The 19,960-nt window shown below is 38.7% G+C and carries 20 protein-coding genes; 8 read left to right on the top strand and 12 right to left on the bottom strand.

The features are described from left to right. Positions 1–4: 4 nt before the first annotated feature. Positions 5–925, bottom strand: coding sequence for a 4-hydroxybenzoate polyprenyltransferase (gene ubiA, locus FAI41_00275; protein ID QCE32149.1), 921 nt, complete (start codon positions 923–925; stop codon positions 5–7). A gap of 72 nt (positions 926–997) precedes the next feature. Here ubiA and FAI41_00270 point away from each other — a divergent pair, with 72 nt between their 5' ends. The 3 genes from FAI41_00270 to FAI41_00260 all read left to right on the top strand — a co-directional run bounded on the left by FAI41_00270 (position 998) and on the right by FAI41_00260 (position 3,945). Then, positions 998–1,741, top strand: a complete 744-nt coding sequence (locus FAI41_00270) for a 16S rRNA (uracil(1498)-N(3))-methyltransferase (protein ID QCE32148.1) — start codon at positions 998–1,000, stop codon at positions 1,739–1,741. A 150-nt stretch (positions 1,742–1,891) separates the two neighbouring features. Continuing rightward, positions 1,892–3,274 (top strand): glutamate--cysteine ligase, encoded by a 1,383-nt coding sequence (locus FAI41_00265; GenBank protein ID QCE32147.1) that lies wholly within the window; start codon positions 1,892–1,894, stop codon positions 3,272–3,274. A gap of 26 nt (positions 3,275–3,300) precedes the next feature. Then, on the top strand, positions 3,301–3,945 hold the full coding sequence (locus FAI41_00260) for an outer membrane lipoprotein carrier protein LolA (protein ID QCE32146.1): 645 nt from the start codon (positions 3,301–3,303) through the stop codon (positions 3,943–3,945). A 5-nt stretch (positions 3,946–3,950) separates the two neighbouring features. Here FAI41_00260 and rsmI read toward each other — a convergent pair whose 3' ends face one another. Then, on the bottom strand, positions 3,951–4,841 hold the full coding sequence (gene rsmI, locus FAI41_00255) for a 16S rRNA (cytidine(1402)-2'-O)-methyltransferase (GenBank protein ID QCE33738.1): 891 nt from the start codon (positions 4,839–4,841) through the stop codon (positions 3,951–3,953). On the opposite strand from rsmI, the gene FAI41_00250 reads away from it, so the two are divergent. Next, positions 4,840–6,165 carry a penicillin-binding protein activator gene (locus tag FAI41_00250; protein ID QCE32145.1) on the top strand — a complete coding sequence of 442 codons (1,326 nt, stop codon included), beginning with the start codon at positions 4,840–4,842 and terminating at the stop codon, positions 6,163–6,165. The two genes, rsmI and FAI41_00250, sit on opposite strands and share 2 nt — an antisense overlap. A 10-nt stretch (positions 6,166–6,175) precedes the next feature. Here FAI41_00250 and FAI41_00245 read toward each other — a convergent pair whose 3' ends face one another. From FAI41_00245 to pdxH, 4 genes are read right to left on the bottom strand one after another with little or no spacing between them, the layout of a single operon-like run. Continuing rightward, complete coding sequence (locus FAI41_00245) at positions 6,176–7,081, bottom strand: lauroyl acyltransferase (protein QCE32144.1); 906 nt, start codon at positions 7,079–7,081, stop codon at positions 6,176–6,178. Then, positions 7,078–8,097, bottom strand: coding sequence for a tetraacyldisaccharide 4'-kinase (gene lpxK / locus FAI41_00240; GenBank protein ID QCE32143.1), 1,020 nt, complete (start codon positions 8,095–8,097; stop codon positions 7,078–7,080). The genes FAI41_00245 and lpxK overlap by 4 nt, the downstream gene beginning before the upstream one ends. After that, positions 8,094–9,398 (bottom strand): hypothetical protein, encoded by a 1,305-nt coding sequence (locus FAI41_00235; protein QCE32142.1) that lies wholly within the window; start codon positions 9,396–9,398, stop codon positions 8,094–8,096. Before FAI41_00235 ends, lpxK begins: the two co-directional genes overlap by 4 nt. Next, entirely contained in the window at positions 9,371–9,991 is a 621-nt protein-coding gene (pdxH, locus tag FAI41_00230; protein QCE32141.1) for a pyridoxamine 5'-phosphate oxidase, read from the bottom strand. The genes FAI41_00235 and pdxH overlap by 28 nt, the downstream gene beginning before the upstream one ends. 267 nt (positions 9,992–10,258) lie before the next feature. On the opposite strand from pdxH, the gene fabI reads away from it, so the two are divergent. From fabI to FAI41_00210, 4 genes are all read left to right on the top strand, one after another. Then, a complete protein-coding gene (gene fabI / locus FAI41_00225; GenBank protein QCE32140.1) occupies positions 10,259–11,107 on the top strand; it encodes an enoyl-ACP reductase FabI in 849 nt (282 codons plus the stop codon). A 119-nt stretch (positions 11,108–11,226) separates the two neighbouring features. Continuing rightward, positions 11,227–13,137 (top strand): ribonucleoside-diphosphate reductase subunit alpha, encoded by a 1,911-nt coding sequence (locus tag FAI41_00220; GenBank protein ID QCE32139.1) that lies wholly within the window; start codon positions 11,227–11,229, stop codon positions 13,135–13,137. Positions 13,138–13,216: 79 nt separating this feature from the next. Beyond that, entirely contained in the window at positions 13,217–14,182 is a 966-nt protein-coding gene (locus FAI41_00215; GenBank protein QCE33737.1) for a ribonucleotide-diphosphate reductase subunit beta, read from the top strand. Between the two features lie 175 nt (positions 14,183–14,357). After that, positions 14,358–15,308: a polyprenyl synthetase family protein gene (locus FAI41_00210; protein ID QCE33736.1), complete on the top strand. Its 951-nt coding sequence runs from the start codon at positions 14,358–14,360 to the stop codon at positions 15,306–15,308. A 4-nt stretch (positions 15,309–15,312) separates the two neighbouring features. On the opposite strand, the gene murI is transcribed toward FAI41_00210, so the two are convergent. The 6 genes from murI to phoH are packed head-to-tail and all read right to left on the bottom strand — an operon-like array spanning position 15,313 to position 19,930. Beyond that, entirely contained in the window at positions 15,313–16,170 is an 858-nt protein-coding gene (gene murI / locus FAI41_00205; protein QCE32138.1) for a glutamate racemase, read from the bottom strand. A gap of 14 nt (positions 16,171–16,184) precedes the next feature. Further along, entirely contained in the window at positions 16,185–16,895 is a 711-nt protein-coding gene (locus tag FAI41_00200) for an orotate phosphoribosyltransferase (GenBank protein QCE32137.1), read from the bottom strand. 19 nt (positions 16,896–16,914) lie between these two features. Continuing rightward, positions 16,915–17,580, bottom strand: a complete 666-nt coding sequence (locus FAI41_00195) for a thiol:disulfide interchange protein (protein QCE32136.1) — start codon at positions 17,578–17,580, stop codon at positions 16,915–16,917. 6 nt (positions 17,581–17,586) lie between these two features. After that, positions 17,587–18,510 (bottom strand): HlyC/CorC family transporter, encoded by a 924-nt coding sequence (locus tag FAI41_00190; GenBank protein QCE32135.1) that lies wholly within the window; start codon positions 18,508–18,510, stop codon positions 17,587–17,589. Then, complete coding sequence (gene ybeY, locus FAI41_00185) at positions 18,511–19,014, bottom strand: rRNA maturation RNase YbeY (GenBank protein QCE32134.1); 504 nt, start codon at positions 19,012–19,014, stop codon at positions 18,511–18,513. Continuing rightward, positions 18,986–19,930, bottom strand: coding sequence for a phosphate starvation-inducible protein PhoH (phoH, locus tag FAI41_00180; GenBank protein ID QCE33735.1), 945 nt, complete (start codon positions 19,928–19,930; stop codon positions 18,986–18,988). The genes ybeY and phoH overlap by 29 nt, the downstream gene beginning before the upstream one ends. Positions 19,931–19,960: the final 30 nt, after the last annotated feature.

Genomic DNA, 19,960 nt, shown 5'->3' with positions numbered 1-19,960 from the left:
GTTTCTAGGAAAGAAGTCTTTCGATCCCCCAGCCTACAACAAAAAGCCAGCCAATCAGAACATTTTGTTTGAATTGAGACAGGCAAGTAGCTGGGGCATTCGGATTTAAAAAAACAATCTGAGAAAAAAGCAAAAACATTCCTGGAAGCAGTGCAATAGCCCCTAAAGGAAGAAAGTCTCCGAGCCAAATAGCCAAACTAAATCCTAAAAATGTTCCAAAATAACAAGCTGAGATAAATATTTTTGCGTGATGGCGCATTAAGAGAGAGGCAGATTTTACACCAATTTTTTGATCATCTTTCATATCTTGGAAGCCATAGATTGTATCATAGCCCATTTGCCAAAAGACAACACCGAGATAGAGAGAAATCACAGCAGGAGAGAGTGTTTCTGTCATCGCCGCATAGGCAATAAGTGTTCCAAACCCAAAGGTTAGCCCCAAAATAAGTTGCGGGCAGGCAAAGAAACGTTTTGCCGTTGGGTAAAGACTGGTCAAAAGAAGCGCAAAAACACCTAATATCCAGCAAAAAGAGGGCAATACTAAAAGTAACCCAAAGGAAATGAGGAGTAAAATCCCTAAAAGAAAAACAGCTTGGGAAACAGAAACAGCACCAGAAGCCAATGGACGTGTTTTTGTGCGTTCAACGAGGGCATCAAATTTACGATCCCATAAATCATTGATGATGCAGCCGGCGGAGCGCATTGTAAAAGATCCCAAGAGAAAAAAGAGTAGCCATGTGAGACACTGCCAAGGTGAACGAGATTGAGGGGCTAAAAAAACACCAAAAGCACAAGGCTGGAATAAAAGCCATATGGCGACAGGGCGATCAAGGCGCATTAATAAAGCGTAAGAACGCCAAGGATAGGGAAGACGACCTATATATCCTTTGAGAAAAATGTCAGAATGTGCAGATGGTGAAGGCATGTTATATTCGCTTTTATCAGAAAATATGATTATTCGTTCATAGCTTATAAATACGCATTTTAGGAAAAAAAGTTGAAAGAAATCTCTTCTCCCCATCTTTTACAGCGTTTATTCTTAGATTCTGAAGAAAACGGCTCTTTTCCTTCTTTAAAAGCAGGAATTTCTCTTCTTTTATCTAAGGAACATACACATTATCTTGGAAATGTTCTTAGACGGCGTATTGGCGATTATATTCGTCTTTTTAATGGGAAAGATGGCGAATGGCTTGCCAAAATATCTTCGTTGACACGTCGGGAAACAAGTGTTGAGGTTGTAAAATGTTTGAGATCGCAACAGCCTTTAAAAAAACAAAAACAGCTTTTATTTTCACCTTTAAAAAGAGATGCAACAGAACTTGTTATTCGTATGGGAACAGAATTAGGGGTTTCTCGTTTTCGCCCATTGGTTATGGCAAGAACTAATCTCAGGCAATTAAATGAAAAACGCTTAAAAATGATTGCGATTGAGGCCTCTGAACAGTCTGAAAGACTGGATATTCCAGAAATTTTACCAATTACGCCGATGTGTACGACACTTGCACAGTGGCATGAAAATATGCCGATTGCTGTGGCGATGGAAAGAGAGAGTGCTCTTCCGAGAAAGCTGGAAAAAAAGATAGATACGGTTTTGGTTGGGCCGGAGGGCGGTTTTTCAGAAGAAGAAAAAGAACAGATCCTAAAATGCCATTTTTGCCATCCTTTTTCTCTAGGAGAGCAAATTTTACGTGCAGACACAGCGATTGTTGCGGCATTAACCTCTCTTGAGATAAATTTTTAATTTCGAGCATATCTTTTTATGAAATCTGCCATCTAGGTAGTTGGTTTAAATTCCTGCTATAAGTTTATCAAATGATTAACGTCTTTCAGCGCATCTTTTAGAAAGGCGTTAATCTTTTCCTTTCTTGCTCTTTTGTCGAAAAAAAATTGTATGTCTAATCCATCTCCCGTCAATTCCGTCCCTTTGGAAAATCGTTATCAGCTTGTTGAAATCTTAGAAAAAGGTTCTAAACCCACTTCTGAATGGCGGATTGGTACGGAACTGGAAATGTTTGGTTTCGCTTTGCCAGGTACAGATGAGACACCTTTTTCCCCACCACCTTATCAAAATGGCATTGGCAGTCTGTTAGAAAAATTTGAATCCGCACAATGGGGGAGTCCCATTTATGATGAAGAAGGGGATAAACCTACGATCATAGGTTTGTCAGGTTTAGGAAAAGAAAAAGGGAAAGCCATTTCTTTAGAACCTGCTGGGCAATTTGAGCTTTCTGGAGCACCGCTTAAAGATCTTCTTGAAACGGAAAAAGAACTTACAACCCATTTTCAAAATGTACATAAATTCGGTGAGGAAATTGGTTATGGATTTTCGCCAATCGGTTTTCAGCCTTTGTGGAAACGAGAAGAGATGCCATGGATGCCAAAAGCGCGTTATAAAATCATGCGCCAATATATGCCGAAAGTTGGTTCACTTGGTCTCGACATGATGACGCGTACCTGTACAGTACAAGTGAATTTAGATTTTTCGTCAGAACAGGATATGTGTAAAAAAATGCGTGTTGCGCTGGCATTGCAACCTGTAGCTACGGCGATTTTTGCTAACTCTCCTTTTAAAGAAGGAAAATTAGCAGATTGTCAAACAATGCGTGGAAAAATTTGGCTTGATACGGATAGGGCACGCTCTGGCCAGCCTGAGAGTTTTTTCCATGAATCTTTCTCGTTTGAAAGTTATATCGATTGGGCTTTAAAAACCCCGATGTATTTTATTCGGCGAGATGGTAAATCCTTGGACGTCACAGGGGCCTCTTTTCTGAGTTGGATGGAAGGCAAGGCAACAGGTGTTCTTGCAGATTATACCCCAACAATTGGAGATTTTGAGGATCATTTAACGACTTTATTTCCAGATGTTCGTCTTAAAACTTTTTTAGAAATGCGTGGTGCTGATGCAGGGTCGCCGGAAATGACATTGGGTCTTTCTGCTTTCTGGGTTGGGTTGCTTTATCATCAAGATGTTTTGGATGAAGTGGATGAGTTGGTCCGTTCCTACCCGATAGAAACATTTAAAAAATTGCATAAAATTGTTCCAGAAAAGGGTATTCATTCTCCTTTTCAGGGAGGGTTTCAGCCTTTTTTAAAGACTTTATGCCGTCTTTCTGAAAAAGGATTAAAATTAAGAAATCTCGGTGAGGAAAAGCTTTTGCAGCCTGTTATCAACATTGTTGAAACAAATATATCTCAAGCAGATCATTGGATTTCACGTTTCAATGGCGAGTGGGCTGGTGATGTAAAAAATCTTTTTCTTGAATCCCGTATCTAAGCACATATTTTTTCTGGAGAGGATGCATGTATTTTTATTTATCTACAAAAAATTGTCTAAGATTATTGATTTCTTGTGCTGTTGTAGGATTTTTTTCTAGAGGGATAGAGGTTAAAGCACAGAATGTTTGTGCGGATATAAAATTAGACTCATCACAAAGTTTAAAATTTTCAAAAATGCAACTTTGGTTAGACCATTTGGAAGCTGAAAAAGGAAATTTTTCTCAAATTGATCAGAAAGGAAAAAGCGCAACCGGAAAATTTGCGTTGCAGCGTCCTAATGACATGCGTTTTGATTATGATGGGAAAAACGGCATTCATATTATTGGGAGTGAGGGAAAAATTGCTTATACAGACCCTTCTGTTGGGCAAGTCACCTTTCTGCCGATGGACAAAACGCCTCTTGGACTTCTTTTCGGAAAAAGCTATGGCTGGGAAAGTATTTGTCTGCAAAAATTCAATGAAGATTCTCAATTTCTTTCAGCAACATTGACACAAAAAAATAATCCCTCCCAAGGAAATATCACCCTTAAATTTATGAAAGATCCCTTGCATCTTTCCGGATGGAGAATTGAAGATATGCAAGGGAATATCACAGAGATTGTTCTAGATCAGATAAAGGAAGTTAAGGGATTTTCTTCGCATTATTTTAAACTTCCGAAAGAATCATAAGGCGCTTATTCAGAATGTTTATTCTTTATATCAAGAGCTTTGGTATAAATTATCTTTTTTGGCAGGTTTAAGGTACCGGAAACAAGCATGACGGCATCTTTAAAAGAATGATTCTCTAGAGCCTTCTCAAGATTTTCCTTAATCAATTTTTCGAGATCTTCTTTTGGAGGCGTTTGCTGTTCACTGGGTGCTATTAAAAGAACAAATTCGCCCCGGGGTGTATGTTCTTCAAAATGCTGTTTAATTTCTGCTAAAGAGCCTGTTTGAACTTCTTCGAAATATTTTGTCAGTTCTCTCGTTGCTGCGCCCTGACGGTCGGCACCAAAAACATGAATAAGATCGTCTAAGGTTGCTAAAAGACGGTTAGGGGATTCATACCACGCAATTGTTGCGGCTAGCCCATTTTGCTCTGCGGCAACAATCGTGCTGAAGGAATGTTGTCTTTCCCCCTGCTTCCGAGGTGTAAATCCCATAAATGTAAAGGGGGCAGGGGGCAATCCAGACAAAACAAGGGCAGTTATTGCGGCATTGCATCCTGGAAGTGCTGTTATTGGAATACCAGCTTCACGGGCTGCGCGAACAAGAACATATCCTGGATCAGAAAAAACAGGTGTTCCTGCATCAGAAACAAGAGAGAATTTTTTCCCTTCTTGCATTTGATGAATTAAAGAAGCTACTAATTGCTTTTCATTATGATCATGAAACGCAATTAAATGGGTATGAAGATTATATCTTGATAAAAGACGTTTTGTTATGCGCGTATCCTCGCATAATATTGCATCAGAATTTTTTAGCTGATTTAGTGCCCGAAAGGTAATATCCTCTAAATTTCCGATAGGCGTTGCGACAAGGAAAAGACCGCCACCAAGATCTGATTGGGATTTAGAGTGCACCATGTTTGGAGAATCCATGAATAAAAATAAGCCTTTTAAAAAATATTCAGTTTCACAGCTAAATAAAAATTTATTTATTGCAGGAAGCTGCCTGTTGCTCAGCGGTTGTTTTTCTCCAAAATCTCACTCCTCTTTCCATGAAGCAACATCTGAGAATGGAGAAATTGCTTTATTCTTACCACTTTCTGGTAGTAGGTCTCCAGTCGCATCTCAATTAAGAAATGCGGCAATGCTTGCTTTTGAAGATGAAAATGGAAAAAATATCAGAAATGTAAAAATTTTTGATACAGGATTAATCTCACCTCAAAAAGCGGCAGAACAGGCAATCGCTGATAAAGCCTCGATCGTTCTTGGACCGATTACGGCAGATGAAACGCAAGAGGCTTCCTCAAAACTTTTAGCTTCTGGTATTCCTGAAGTCAGTTTTACAAGCGATTCACGGCAATCTAAAGAAGGGCTTTGGGTTGCGGGTCTTACGGCAAGGCAACAAGTTTCACGTCTTTTAGAGGCTTTAAAAGCGGAGAATAAATTTAAAGTAGCGGCTTTTCTACCTTCAAATGATTTTGGGAAATCTTTTGGTGAGGCTTTGCTAATCTCCTGCCAAGAAAATAATTTTCCAACCCCTCAAATTGTTTATCATGATGAGAGTGCAGAACAGATCGCGCAAAATTTACAATTTTTAGCAAAAACAGAAGACAGACAAAAAGCTTTTGAAGTGGCAAAAGCGGCTTCATCGACAGCAACTTTAGAAGCGCCGCCTTTCCAAGCACTTTTACTCGTAGATACCGGTATAAATCTCCGAAACATTATTAATTATCTTCCAGATAGTGACATTCGCCCTTCAGAGGTTCAAATTATGGGGCCGGCATTATGGCGTGCTTTTGATGCAAAATTATCTGCGATTTCCGGTGCATGGTATGCCGCACCAAGTGATGAAAATCGTGAAGCATATGTTCAAAAATATGAGCAGAAATATCACCAAAAGCCCCTAATGATTACGGATATTGCCTATGATTTGGCAACGGTAACAAAAGAATTGCAAAACACACATAAGCTTTCTGCAAAAAAAATGGTCAAAGCAGATGCGTTTAAAGGCATTGATGGAAGTTTTTCTTTTAAAGAAAATGGTAGAATGGAGCGGGATTTAGCGCTGTACCAAATTCTTCCAAGTGGCGGTGCGAAGATTATGACTCAAAAAGATTTAATACCGGCTACGCCAGTATCGCCGGCCGTAGAAACAGTGAAGACAGCTGTTTCAGAAGTACAAAATTCTTTAGCCCCCTCAGAAACACCTGCAAAAATCGAAACGCCGCAAGAGGCGCATTGATCTCTCTTCATTATTGATGCTGAGGGCTTTGATACAAAGATTTGTCCCATCTTCGATGCATCCATAACCAAATGGAAGGTGTGTTTTTAATCCATTCTTCTATGCGGTTATTTAGAAACTGACTATATTTTTGGATTTCTTCATGCTGTTTTTCTGTATGGATAGATTGGGGCAGATCAATTGGCGGATCTACGATTAAAGTTAGATCTCCTTTTGAGTTTCTTTCCATATGTCCGCTGACAATAAGCGCTTTTGCTCTCATCGCAAGGCTTATTGTGGCATTGGAACTCATGGCTTTTCGCTGAAAAAATTGCAATGCAATGCCGTCGTTCATCTTTTGATCAATGAGCATGCCTAAATGTTTTCCTGATTTTAAATGGGCTAAAATTTTTCGAACATCTTTTGCGCCCTTTGTAAAAATAGGTGTATTTTTTTGTAGAAGGTTTTGACGTATTTTTATTAAAAATTGATTGAGATAGGGATTATTTGGTGCACGAAAAACAGGTGCAAAAGATAAGCCTTCACGTGCTAATAAAGAGGGCATAATCTCCCAGTTCCCAAAATGTGCAGAAACAAAAATCACAGGTCTGTGAGTGGCTTTGGCGGCTTGTAGGTGAGAGCTACCAATAATTTTTATTTTAGGTTTTATGGCTTTTAAATGCGGTAACTCTCCGAAATTCCTACCTAAATTTTCCCAAATCCTTTTTTCCAAGGAGAAGGTATTTATTTTTTGGCATTCTGGAAATGCAATTTCCAAATTTCTCCGGACAATTTTGTTTAAAGGCAGAAAAGGCCCTATAAAAGAAAAAATTTTTCCTATGAGAAAAGAAGACTGCTTAGGCTCTAGATAGGAAAGAATATAAAATAAAATTTGAAGAAGATCATTTTGGATTTTATAGAGAATTTTTTTTTTCATTGAGACATGCGCGCCTTATATTTTTTCAATAGAATTTGAAAAATTTCATCTCTTTTTTGCGCCGAATGCCAAATAACTTTAACCTTCACAATCATAAAATATTTTCTAATTTCTTCAGGGAATCTCATAGCGTCTTTTTCAGTTGTGAGAAGTGGAAATCTTTTGGCAATCTTTAATAATTTTTCTACTTCACTTTTTGTATAAATATGATGATCTGAAAAAACATAAGTTTTTACGAGTTTAAGCCCATATTGAGAAAGCATTTTAAAAAAATCTTCAGGAAAAGCGATTCCTGCAAAAGCACAGACGGGTTCTGATAGAAATTGGTTTAAAAATGTACTCGAAGGGGCAAGAGAAACATGTGTTGTAGGAAGACCGCTTTTTTTGAGTCTATCGGAAAGTTTAAAACGATCCTCCCCAACAATGATAGCATAATCTGCCCGCTTAATTGCGTCTAAAAGCGGCTCTCTTAAAGGTCCTGCTGGTAAAATATGCGTATTGCCAATGGCATGCTGCCCGTTAAAGAGTAATAAATTAAGGTCTTTATATAAGAGGGGAGATTGGAAGCCATCATCAAGTATAAGGCAGTCAGCACCCATTTGAGAGGCAAGTAAGGCTGTCTTTCTTCGGTCAGAATCAATCCAACAGGGAGCCACTCTTCCCAATAAAAGTGCCTCGTCTCCAAAGAATTTTAAATCTATAGATGGTGGATTAGTAGGTGAAATATAGAGATTTTTAAAATGAGATTGTTTTTTTTTGCGCCCATATCCACGGGTTAAAAAATGTGGTGAGAAATGATTTCGCTTTAAAATCTGGGCGATTTCCAAAGCAATCGGTGTTTTTCCAGATCCACCAACGGTAATATTTCCACAGCAAATAATTGGAATAGGAAAATATTTCGGTTGAGATATTTTCTGACGAAAGCGATTGGCCAGAATAACAATCTTAGAAAAAGGATTTAAATATTTGGCAAAAGGATGTGATGCCGACTGATACCAAAAACGAGGTGTTTTCATCTGGGTTTAAGAACAGTTTGATGAATGAGTTCTGCCATTTGAGCAATTTCACTTTTATTAGAATCTTTTTCTATTGTTTTTGATTGGGGGGTATCGCTTTCAATCCAACGAATGAAATCCTTTATTGTCGAAATATTTGTCACTTTATCTTTTAAAGAAGAATAAGTTTCTATCCAATTTGCGTGATACAGACCTGTAGATGTTTTTAAGTTGAAGTGTAGAGCCTCATAGGGGTTGTGACCCCTTCCATGAGGAAATAGAGAGCCGCCAATAAAACTACAATCGGCAATCGAAAAAAAAAGTCCCAAATCCCCAATCGTATCAATGATCCAAAAATCATCAGAATCTGTTGGATATTCTCCATAGCTGAAAAGTGGTGCTTTTCCTAAGACGTTTGAAAGTGTTTTAGCTCTTTCTGGATGTCGTGGTGCAAAAATAAAAAGCCACTCCTGATGGTTTTTGATATGTACTTTTGCGTCTGCAAAAAAAGCCTCTTCTCCTTGATGCGTGGAGACTGCAAAAAAGATTTTTTTATTTCGAAATGTTTTTTTAAAAAAAGTTTCTTTTTCTCTATCAACCGCGAGAGGGGGGGTAAAAAACTTTAAATCTAATGGAAATACATATCGAATCTTTTGATTAAAAAGCTGAAATTTTTGAGCATTTGCTTGATCTTTAGGAGATATCCAAGAAAAGCAATTAAGGATTATTTCAAAAAGAAATGGAAAATATTTCCAATATTTTAGGCTGGAAGGAGATAAACGTGCACCAATCAGCATGACTGGGATGGTCTTGTTTTGACATATTTTCAACCGTACAGGCCAAAGCTCACTTTCTACAAAAATAGCCCCGCAGGGACGCCAATTATTTAGAAAATTCTGAATCCATGATGGAATATCTAAAGGAGCGTACTGATGAAATAAGGCAATATTGGGATTTCTTAAAAGATGTTTAGAAATCAGTTCTTTTGCGGATAAAGTTGCCGTTGTTAGGAGAATATTATAGTTTTTTTGTTGGGAAAGATATGTTGCCAGAGCTAGAATTGAGGCCGTTTCACCCACGCTTGCTGTATGAAACCATAAAAGAGGACGATGGGGGTATTGAAAAACTTTCCGTGTGTTTTGAGATTTTCCCCATCGTTCAGAAAGTCTATTTTTTTCCTCTTTTTGCTTTAGAATACGGTAAAATAACCAAAGTTTTAAAGGTTCTTTAAGTAATGTTTGCAAAAGGAACCAACTTTGAAAAATAAATTTTTCAAGTCGAAAATATTTTTGAATTAAGGGTATAGAAGTTCTTTTTCCCATAAAGAGGCGACAATATCCATTTTGCGATGAAATTGAACACGATGATGAAGACGAAAAGGTTTCGCTTCCCAAAATTCAAAAACACTTGGGTTGACCCGATAGCCATTCCAATAATTTGGACGCGGCACATTTTCTGAAACTTTATACAATTTTTTTTGCGCTTCAAGCTGTGCTTCAAGTGTTTCCCATGATTTAAGGGGGCTTGATTGGCTGGAAATATGCGCACCTACCTTTGAAAGATGTGGGCGTGTTTTGAAATATGCATCGGCTTCATCAGGTGAAATAAGTGAAACAGATCCCTCGATGCGTACTTGACGGTCCAATGTTTTCCAAAAAAACAACAAAGTTGCGAGTGGATTTTCGTTAAGTTCAATCCCTTTCCGGCTATTTGAATTTGTATAGAAAACAAATCCCTTTTCATCAAAATGCTTCAAAAGAAGAATTCTAGCGGAGGGGAAGCCTTTTTTATTAGCCGTTGCAACGGTCATCGCCTCAGGCGCTTTTTCACCCGCTAATGCTGCTGTATTAAGCCAATTTTCAAAGATAGCAAAAGGATTTTTATTTGCATTTGGGTCTATAGGGTTAGAGGGCATAAGATTTTTCACTCTAAAAAGGTAAAATAGATTGTCACTTTGGCGTAATAAAAAAAAAATTAAAAGAAAAGTCTAAAAATTATCCTATATTTTTTGCTAGAAAAAATATAATTTCAGGTATAGTCATTTTAACGAAATCAAATTTTTTTGTTTCTCTGATTTGCAAAAATATATTATGAGCCTGTTTAGAAAACTCTAAATTGTCTCATCTCACTTTTCGGTATTTATTGATCGAGAGCGATTAAAAAGGAAATAAGGAAAAACTCCATGTCCGAAACGGATAGTAAAAACAATTTCTTCCCTGCAGGCCCGCTAATGGCAGGTAAACGGGGGGTGATTATGGGGGTTGCTAACAACCACTCCATCGCTTGGGCGATCGCCAAATCTTGTGCCGAGCAAGGGGCTGAATTAGCTTTCACATATCAAGGGGAAGCTCTTGAAAAACGGGTGCGTCCACTTGCAGCAAGTGTCGGTTCGGAATTGGTTATTCCTTGTGACGTCAGTAGCGACGAAGATATTAAAAAAGCTTTCGAAACAGTTGCAGAAAAATGGGAAAAAATTGACTTTGTTGTTCATGCCATTGGCTGGGCAGATAAAAAATATTTGCGTGGTAAGTATTTAGATACGCCAAGAGATGCATTTTCTCAGGCTTTAGATATTTCCTGTTATTCTTTCGTTGCTGTGGCACGTGAGGCAGAGCCTCTTATGAAAGATGGCGGCTCCCTTCTTACCTTGACCTATCTCGGCTCTGAACGCGTTATGCCGCATTATAATGTGATGGGTGTTGCAAAAGCGGCCTTAGAAGCCTCTGTGCGCTACTTAGCCGCAGATGTCGGTGGTAAAAATATTCGTGTTAATGGTCTTTCTGCAGGGCCGATTAAGACATTGGCAGCAAGTGGTATTGGCGATTTTAGATATATCCTACGGTGGAACCAGACAAATGCGCCAATGGAAAGAAATGTGACTTTGAAGGATGTCGGCGGAGCTGGTCTGTATTTCCTTTCAGATCTTTCTTCTGGTGTTACTGGAGAAACGCATCACGTTGATTGTGGCTACCATATTGTTGGTATGAAAAATCCCAATGCTAAGGATATTAGCCTAGATAGCGGAAATTGATCGCTTTTTTAGGTTTAGGATCGTTTTTTTGAGGTAGAGTTTGGTAAATTAAGGCCTATTAAGGCCTTAGAATTGGGGGCGTTTCTGGTATATTTTCTTAAAAGTGGGGTCAGGCAGTAATGAACCCAGTAGACAAAAGTGAATCCTTTCACTCATCTGCTATGGGGGAAGATGCTGATTTATTTGATGTAACCGTTCAGTTACCTGGACGACCTGCTGTAAAGATTGATCCCTCTAAAGATGCGCTTTTAACGACTTTTGGTAAAGCAACCTTAGATGATCGCTATCTTTTAGCTGGCGAAACATATCAAGGGCTTTTTGCGAGAGTTGCATCAAGATACGGCGACGATGCGGCACATGCGCAACGTTTATATGATTATATGTCATCGCATTGGTTTATGCCGGCAACGCCTATCTTATCCAATGGGGGTACGAAAAGAGGGTTGCCTATCTCCTGTTTCTTAAATGAAACAGAAGATAGTCTTCATGGTATTGTCGATTTATGGAATGAAAATGTCTGGTTAGCAGCTAAGGGCGGCGGTATCGGATCTTATTGGGGAAATGTGCGCTCTATTGGGGAGGCCATTGGACGAAACGGTAAGACGTCAGGGGTTATCCCTTTTATACGCGTCATGGAGAGCCTAACACTTGCGATCAGTCAGGGAAGTTTGCGCCGGGGATCTGCCGCTGTGTATCTTCCTGTTTGGCATCCTGAAATTGAAGAATTTATGGAAATCCGCCGTCCGACAGGGGGAGATCCACATCGGAAAGCCTTGAATTTACATCATGGTGTTCTTGTAACAGATGATTTTATGCGGGCAGTTCAGGCAGATGAACAATGGCCGTTATTGTCTCCAAAAGACAAAACGGTTGTTCGGAAAATTTCAGCTAGAGCGCTCTGGATACGTCTTTTAAGTGCACGTATGGAACAGGGTGAGCCTTATATTATTTTTTCTGATACTGTTAGTCGAGCCCAGCCAGAACATCATCGTTTAGCCGGATTAGAGGTGAAAACATCTAATCTTTGCGCAGAGATTACGTTGCCGACAGGAATCGATCATCACGGTAATAAACGGACAGCAGTTTGTTGTCTTTCTTCGTTAAATCTCGAATATTGGGATCAGTGGAAAGATAATAAGCTCTTTATTGAAGATATTTTCCGTTTCCTTGATAATGTTTTGCAAGATTTTATCGACAATGCACCGCCTGAGATGAAAAATGCCGCCTATGCTGCTGCACGTGAGAGATCCGTTGGTATGGGAACAATGGGATTTCACTCTTTTTTACAGGCTAAAAATGTTCCTTTTGGGAGCGTTATGGCCAAAGTATGGAATAAGAAAATTTTTTCCTACATTAAAGAGCAGGCAGACCTTACCTCTAAAAAATTGGCAAGGGAAAAAGGTGCCTGTCCGGATGCGGCAGATTATGGTGTTGAAGAGCGTTTTTCACATAAAATGGCGATTGCACCTACAGCCTCTATTTCTATTATTACAGGTGGCGCAAGTCCGGGAATTGATCCGATCAGTGCGAATGTCTTTTTGCAAAAAACACTTTCGGGATCTTTTACGGTTAAAAATCGTCATTTGCGGAAATTGTTGCAAGAGAAGGGAATGGATACTGATGCCATCTGGTCATCTATTACCTTGAATCGTGGCTCCGTTCAGAATCTGGATTTTCTAACAGAAGAAGAGAAGGATGTTTTTAAAACAGCTTTCGAATTAGATCAGCGTTGGATTATTGAGCATGCAGCAGATAGAGCGCCCTTTGTCTGTCAAGCCCAATCTGTGAACCTGTTCCTTCCCGCAGATATTCACAAACGTGACTTAAATCGACTTCATTATGAGGCATGGAATAAAGGGGTTAAGTCCTTATATTATTGTCGATCTCTTTCCATACAACGTGCTGATGCGGTGTCCAATGCAGCAACAAAGTATGACATTATGAAAGATGAGGGCGAAGAGCTTGATGCAGCAAAAACTGGATCAACTTCAGAGACACCACGTTATGAAGAATGTTTGTCGTGTCAGTAAGGAAAAGGGATAAATAATGGTAGAGCATATTCTGCAAAATTCAGAGGCAGATGCCGCTGAAGGTAAGCTTTCTGGTCTTATGGTTGGAAATCCAATTTATAAACCTTTTCGTTATCCTTGGGCCTATGAGGCTTGGCTAACGCAGCAGCGGGTTCATTGGTTGCCCGAAGAGGTTTCTTTGGCAGAAGATGTCAAAGATTGGCACCGAACTTTAACAGACCAAGAACGCAATCTTTTAACGCAGATTCTACGTTTCTTTACGCAAAGTGACGTAGAGGTGAACTCTGCTTATATGAAATATTATCCTCAAGTTTTTAAACCGACAGAAGTTCTTATGATGCTGTCTGCTTTTTCAAATATTGAGACGATTCATATCGCAGCATATTCACATCTCTTAGATACAATCGGTATCCCTGAAGCAGAATATGCCGCCTTTTTGAAGTATAAGCAGATGAAAGACAAGTATGACTACATGCAGTCTTTCAATATCAAAACCAAAGAAGACGTTGCTAAGACAATGGTCGCTTTTGGTGCCTTTATGGAGGGGTTACAGCTTTTTGCCTCTTTTGCTATTTTGTTGAATTTTCCTCGATTTAATAAAATGAAGGGCATGGGGCAGATTATTACCTGGTCTGTTCGAGACGAAACCTTACATTGTCTTTCTATGATTCGTTTGTTCCGGACATTCATTCGAGAAAATCCAGCGCTTTGGACAGAAGAGCTTCAAGAGGGTATTCTTGATATTTGTCGCACAACAGTTTCTCACGAAGATGCCTTTATTGATTTGGCTTTTGAAATGGGAGCTGTTGAAGGTCTTGATGCCGAGCAGGTTAAAACTTATATTCGTTTTATTGCGGATAGGCGTTTAACGCAGTTAGGTTTGGATCCTCATTTTGGTATTGAAGAAAATCCACTACCGTGGATTGATGATATGCTAAATGCGGTGGAACATGCCAATTTCTTTGAAAATAGAGCAACTGAATATTCAAGAGCTTCTACGCAGGGAAGTTGGGAAGAGGCATTTGAACTTGATATTTTTTCTTAATAAGGTTTGAAACAACGTTTTAAACCTATCAATACGCTTACGACTATATAATAACTTTTAATAAAGACGATCTTCAGTGACACATTCTTCTATTGACCCAAACGGGCTTTCTTTATCGAACCATGAATCTGAAGATCATCCTTTAAAGGAGTTGCTCCATTTCTTTTCTGAAGAAATGGAGGCTTGTAACCTCGAAATTCAAACGAAATTAAAAAGTAGCGTAGATCTTGTAGATCAGTTGGGACTTTACCTCATTGCGGCCGGTGGTAAACGTTTTCGTCCTTTGTTACTTTTAGCCGCTGCACGTCTTTGTGGTTATATTCCTCAAAATGAGACCGTGCGCAGAGATGTTCGTTTGGCAACCTGTGTTGAATTTATTCATACAGCAACCTTGTTGCATGATGATGTTGTCGATGACAGTAAGTTAAGACGTGGTGCGGCCTCGGCAAATGCGCTTTTTGGGAATCAGGCTTCTGTTTTGGTTGGTGATTTCCTTTTTGCACGTTCTTTTCAGTTAATGACTTTGGATGGCTCTAATAAAGTTTTATCTATCTTATCAAGTGCTTCAGCAACACTTGCAGAGGGTGAAGTTTTACAAATGAGTGTTCAGAATGAACTTTCTACACCGGTAGATGTTTATTTAGAAATTATTCATGCCAAAACGGCTGCTTTATTTTCTGCATCTTGCCAGGTTGGTGCGGTTGTTGCAGATGCTTCTGAGGTACAGGAAAAAGCTTTACATTCTTATGGTGCGCATTTAGGCATGGCTTTCCAACTAGCAGATGACGCCCTTGATTATTCAGCAGATCAGATGAAGCTTGGAAAAACGGTTGGGGATGATTTAAGAGAAGGTAAAATTACACTTCCTTTATTATATGCGTTTCACGCAGGAAATGCAGAAGAGAAAAGATTCTGGGAAAGAGTTATTGAAGAAAAAGATATTAAAGAAGATGATTTACAGAAAGCTGTAAAAATTATTGCAGAAAGACATGGGATTGAAGAAACTTTTAAAAAAGCACAAGAATATGCCGTAAAAGCAAATATGGCTCTTTCTATTTTCCCTGAAAGTAAATTAAGAACTTTATTAGAAAATGTTGCATATTATGCTGGAAAACGGAACCATTAAGTCTTTAAGAAAGCTGCTGAATATTTTTAAATCCTAAATCATGCAATCTTCTAAAAAGAGAGGAAGATTTTATAATTTCCTCTCCTGTATAGAAAAAGGAAGATTGTTGGTTTAAGAGAGGCATTTCTTTCGTAGAAAAATAATTTTTCAAAAGATTATCTGCATGTTTAGCCACCGCAGGCTGTGGATCAAGCCATTTTACATTTTGTGGGCTATATTTTTCTAGCCAAGGCAGTAGAAATGTATAATGCGTACAGCCCAAGGCAACACAATCAATCTTTCTTTCATTTTTAGAAGAGGAGAGGAAGAGTGATTCTATTTCTTTTAAAATAATTTCTATTGAAGGCAGTTCATCTCGAAAGATTTTTTCGGCTTCTTTTGCAAGCGTAGAACTGCCATGACGGTATATTCTACAATCTGGTGCAAATTCTTTTTGTAGATAATCTACATAAGAACGGCGGGCCGTGGCAGAGGTAGAAAGTAATCCGAGGCAACGTGTTTTTGAAAGACTAGCCGCCCAACGAATTGGCGGAACACAACCTAAAATAAAAAGATTCTGGAAATTTTCTCTTAAGATCGGTAAGGCAAGTGTACTTGCTGTATTGCAGGCAATAATTACCATATCCGGTGACAAAGCTTTAACAGCTTTGGAAATGATCGATAAAATACGTTCTTTTAATTCTTCGTCTGTTTTTTCGCCGTAAGGGAAAAATCCTGTATCAGCAAGATAATGAATGTCATAATTTTTCTCCATTTCTTTTAGAGCTGAAAAAGTACCAATCCCACCAATCCCAGAATCAAAAATAAGAATTCTGGGAAAGGAGGCAAGCGCTGTAAGAGATGAAGAAAAATTATGGAGCACAACAGGGCTTCTTTTTACGAAACAGTAGGGCCTGAAGACTTTGTAATACCGCCATGCTTTTCAGACCATTCACATGGATTATCTAAGAATTTTTGAACTTCATTCCGATCTTCTTCTGAAAAATAAGAATCTTGCTTACAAATTTCTAAAATCTCATGCCAAGTCGTCAAAGAAATAAGATTTAAGCCAGCATCCTTTAAAGTTTCTAAAGCACCAGGGAAGACACCATAATAAAAAATGACAAAAGTGTGTGCAAGTTCTGCACCGGCTTTTCGAAGCGCATTGGCAAAATGAATTTTAGAAGCACCATCTGTGGTTAGATCTTCAACCAGCAAGGTTTTCATATTTTCTTTTAGATCGCCTTCGATTTGAGCATTGCGTCCAAAGCCTTTAGGTTTTTTTCGAACATAAGCCATTGGAAGGTTTAAATAATCAGCAATCCAAGCGGCAAAAGGAATGCCGGCTGTTTCACCGCCGACAATCAGGTCAAGGCTTTCATATCCAATATGACGGCAAATTTTTTCAACAGCTAACTTCATCAATTCAGCACGGGCACGTGGATAAAAAATGATTTTCCGACAATCAATGTAAACAGGTGATTTCCATCCCGATGTCAGGGTGTATGGTTCACTTGCTCTAAAATTAACGGCTTTAATTTCAAGCAAAATACGAGCAGCCGTTAGCGCCGCTTCTTTATCAAGGGAGGAGATCATATCTGATGCCATTTTTTAAATCCTTTTTGTATTATTTAGCGTTTTTTACAAGTTCTTCAAATTTTGTATAGGTTTTTGGATCTTCTTTAAAAGAAGTATTATTAAAGCGGAAGAAAGGTGTACCACCAATATTATATTTTGCGGTGTCTTTTTCAGCCTGCTCTAAAAAGAATTTCTGCGTTTTTTCATCATTGGCAATCGCATTGAATTCTTCTTTGCTGATCCCTGCAAAAGCAGCTTCTTGTTGCAAGCGTTCCATTGGGGTTTTTGAATGATCTACAATTTTCTCGCCATTTTGATCACCCGATGGGGCATAGCCAAAGAATAATGTCATCTGCCGTGAAAAAATAGCATTGATAAAAGGAAGATAGCGATTTTTAGGCAAGGCATGCGAAATCATTGCGGCTGTTAAGCCAAGTTTGTCCATTGGAAAATCATGGAATTCATAACGTACTTTTCCAGAATCAATGAGCTTTTTTTCAATCTCAGGGAATTCATTAAGTGCGAAATGCGCGCAGTGCGTGCAGGTTAAGGAAAACCATTCCTGAACAACAACAGGTGCTTTTGGATTACCAAGAGAAAAAGGTTCTAGGGAATAATGAATTTCCACAGGTTTTGCCTGTGAAAGAGTTGGCAAGCACAAAAAAGCCGCAGAAAAAACTGTAAATGATAAAAATTTACGATAAAGTCGACGCATTTATAATTAATCCTTCGTAGAAATGAGGGAAGAGAGGGATTCATGCTCTAAGTCTAAGCCAGATTCCTCAGAAATGATTTGGCGGTTTTCCCATTCTGTTGGGACAAACATTCGCAGATTACGAATATGATGCGTGTCTGCATTCAATACCTGAAATTTTAAACCGCTTGGATGAATAATAATTTCATTTTTATGGGGGACATGTTCGGCTAAACGGAAGACGAGGCCACCAACAGTTTCAATTTCAGCTTCTCTTTCTTCATTGGTTAAGATTTCTCCTAAGCGGCTTTCAAGATAGAGAATAGGGAGTCTTGCATCTAGATCAATTTGATTCTCAGCACTTTCTATCCACATGGGCGGTGCCTTCTCATCATGTTCATCAGCAATATCTCCAACGATCGTTTCTAACAAATCCTCAATAGTAACTAAACCGTCAATTCCGCCATATTCTTCAATAACAAGTGCCATATGTGTTTGTTTTTGACGCATTAATAACAATAAGTCGAGAACAGGGATTGTTGGAGAGATAAAAAGCGGCTGCCGTAAAATATCTTTAATTTTAAATTTTTTTTCACTGTTAACATATTGGATGAAATCTTTAACATGCACCATACCGACAATATTATCCAAATCATTGTGATAAACAGGCATGCGAGAATGATGCTCCTCCCCAATAATAGCCAATGCTTCCGAAAGAGAGAGCGTATCTGGAAGGGCACAGATATCAGCCCTTGGTACCATAACATCATCTGCAATACGTTCTTTTTGACCTAGAACATTCTTAATCAAAGCGCGCTCATGACGATCTAAATTTCCTTCAGAAGAAGGTATATTTTCATCTTGTATGAGGTTTGAAATCGTTTGGCGAACATTGAAATTCTTAGAATTTAAATGGAAAAAAGCTTTTATTTTTGAGGCAAAACTTTCCATTTAAACTCCGTGAGATGATTTTGTGTTAGCTTTTCGCCATGGATCAGGAATATTAGAGAAACTTAAAATGAAAGTTTCTAAATTTTCCATCTCACGTGCCGCAGCAGGGTGGTCATGTGTGTAATCAAGTAAATGCAGAGAACCATGTACCAGTAAATGTGCTGTGTGCGCATTTATTTTTTTCTGTTGCATCTGAGTTTCTTTTAAAACATCTTCAAAAGAAAGAATAATATCTCCACCAGAACCTATCGGTGCCGGGAAACTAAGCACATTGGTGGATTTGTTTTTGTGCCGAAACTGATAATTAAGCTTTTTCACGTTTCGTGCGTTCGAAAAAAGGACATTAATTTCTCCCAGAGCTTTAGAGGAAGGTAAAACAGCCTGAAGATGACGACAGATCCGAGCAGCGAATGGTAATAAGTCTGGAATATAGCGATGCCATCTTTTGTCTTCGACATCGAATATAAATGATATTTTAGTGTCTTTCATATGTCTCGTAAGCATTTATAATTTTTCTAACTAACGGATGACGGACAACATCTTCCTCTAAGAAGCGGCAGAGACCAATTTCTGGAACAGTGTCTAAAATGGACACAGCTTCACGGAGACCACAAACTTGATTGGATGGTAAGTCAACCTGACTAAGATCTCCTGTAACAACCATTTTTGTCCCTTCTCCCATTCGTGTCAAAAACATTTTCATTTGTGAAGATGTCGTGTTTTGTGCTTCATCCAGAATAACAAAAGATTTTGCGAGTGTTCGACCTCTCATATAAGCGAGGGGGGCAATTTCAATTTCTCCAAACTCGATACGTCGTTGAAGTTCTGCCGCCGGCAAAAGATCTTGTAGAGAATCATATAAGGGACGGAGGTAAGGGGCTATTTTTTCTTGTAAATCACCTGGTAAAAAACCAAGTTTTTCACCAGCCTCAACAGCAGGACGAGAGAGAATAATACGCTCAACCTCACCTGTTAAGAGGGCATGGACGGCGCCTGCGACTGCAAGATATGTTTTACCTGTTCCCGCAGGACCAATGCCAAAAACAAGATTTTTATCATAAATCTCATTTAAATATTTTTTTTGTCGAGATGTTTTAAAAAAGAGTTTCTTTCCATTGATTTCTAAAAAATCTCTTTTCAATTTTTGATTGTCTTTTAGCGTTTCTTTTTTAGGAGGTGAGGAAGCTTCGTTCAAAAAGGCTGTTTCAGTCAAATCCGTCATAAGAAAGTAGCTTTGAATATCCTCTTGTTTGAGATAGCCTGTTTGTGGAAGATGCGCATAAATCTTTTTGAATGCTTTTTCACTTTTTTCAATATCTTTTAAACTGCCAGATATTGCAATTTGACGGCCTTTCCAAGATATTTGAGCATTAGAAAGTTTTTCAAACTCAGGAATATTACGTCCCATTTCTCCAAACATTTTGACCAATTGACCATTTTCTGAAAATTC

The sequence above is a fragment of the Acetobacteraceae bacterium genome (assembly GCA_004843165.1).
Classification (GTDB): Bacteria; Pseudomonadota; Alphaproteobacteria; order Acetobacterales; family Acetobacteraceae.
The sequence above is the reverse complement of the archived record's forward strand: the minus strand, read 5'-3'. Positions and strand labels throughout refer to the sequence as shown.

Coding starts and splice junctions, on each gene's coding strand:
- ubiA (QCE32149.1), bottom strand. CDS start 925: ATGCCTTCACCATCTGCACATTCTGACATTTTTCTCAAAGGATATATA.
- FAI41_00265 (QCE32147.1), top strand. CDS start 1,892: ATGTCTAATCCATCTCCCGTCAATTCCGTCCCTTTGGAAAATCGTTAT.
- FAI41_00260 (QCE32146.1), top strand. CDS start 3,301: ATGTATTTTTATTTATCTACAAAAAATTGTCTAAGATTATTGATTTCT.
- FAI41_00250 (QCE32145.1), top strand. CDS start 4,840: ATGTTTGGAGAATCCATGAATAAAAATAAGCCTTTTAAAAAATATTCA.
- rsmI (QCE33738.1), bottom strand. CDS start 4,841: ATGGTGCACTCTAAATCCCAATCAGATCTTGGTGGCGGTCTTTTCCTT.
- FAI41_00245 (QCE32144.1), bottom strand. CDS start 7,081: ATGAAAAAAAAAATTCTCTATAAAATCCAAAATGATCTTCTTCAAATT.
- lpxK (QCE32143.1), bottom strand. CDS start 8,097: ATGAAAACACCTCGTTTTTGGTATCAGTCGGCATCACATCCTTTTGCC.
- FAI41_00235 (QCE32142.1), bottom strand. CDS start 9,398: ATGGGAAAAAGAACTTCTATACCCTTAATTCAAAAATATTTTCGACTT.
- pdxH (QCE32141.1), bottom strand. CDS start 9,991: ATGCCCTCTAACCCTATAGACCCAAATGCAAATAAAAATCCTTTTGCT.
- fabI (QCE32140.1), top strand. CDS start 10,259: ATGTCCGAAACGGATAGTAAAAACAATTTCTTCCCTGCAGGCCCGCTA.
- FAI41_00220 (QCE32139.1), top strand. CDS start 11,227: ATGAACCCAGTAGACAAAAGTGAATCCTTTCACTCATCTGCTATGGGG.
- FAI41_00215 (QCE33737.1), top strand. CDS start 13,217: ATGGTTGGAAATCCAATTTATAAACCTTTTCGTTATCCTTGGGCCTAT.
- FAI41_00210 (QCE33736.1), top strand. CDS start 14,358: ATGGAGGCTTGTAACCTCGAAATTCAAACGAAATTAAAAAGTAGCGTA.
- FAI41_00200 (QCE32137.1), bottom strand. CDS start 16,895: ATGGCATCAGATATGATCTCCTCCCTTGATAAAGAAGCGGCGCTAACG.
- FAI41_00195 (QCE32136.1), bottom strand. CDS start 17,580: ATGCGTCGACTTTATCGTAAATTTTTATCATTTACAGTTTTTTCTGCG.
- FAI41_00190 (QCE32135.1), bottom strand. CDS start 18,510: ATGGAAAGTTTTGCCTCAAAAATAAAAGCTTTTTTCCATTTAAATTCT.
- ybeY (QCE32134.1), bottom strand. CDS start 19,014: ATGCTTACGAGACATATGAAAGACACTAAAATATCATTTATATTCGAT.
- phoH (QCE33735.1), bottom strand. CDS start 19,930: ATGTTTGGAGAAATGGGACGTAATATTCCTGAGTTTGAAAAACTTTCT.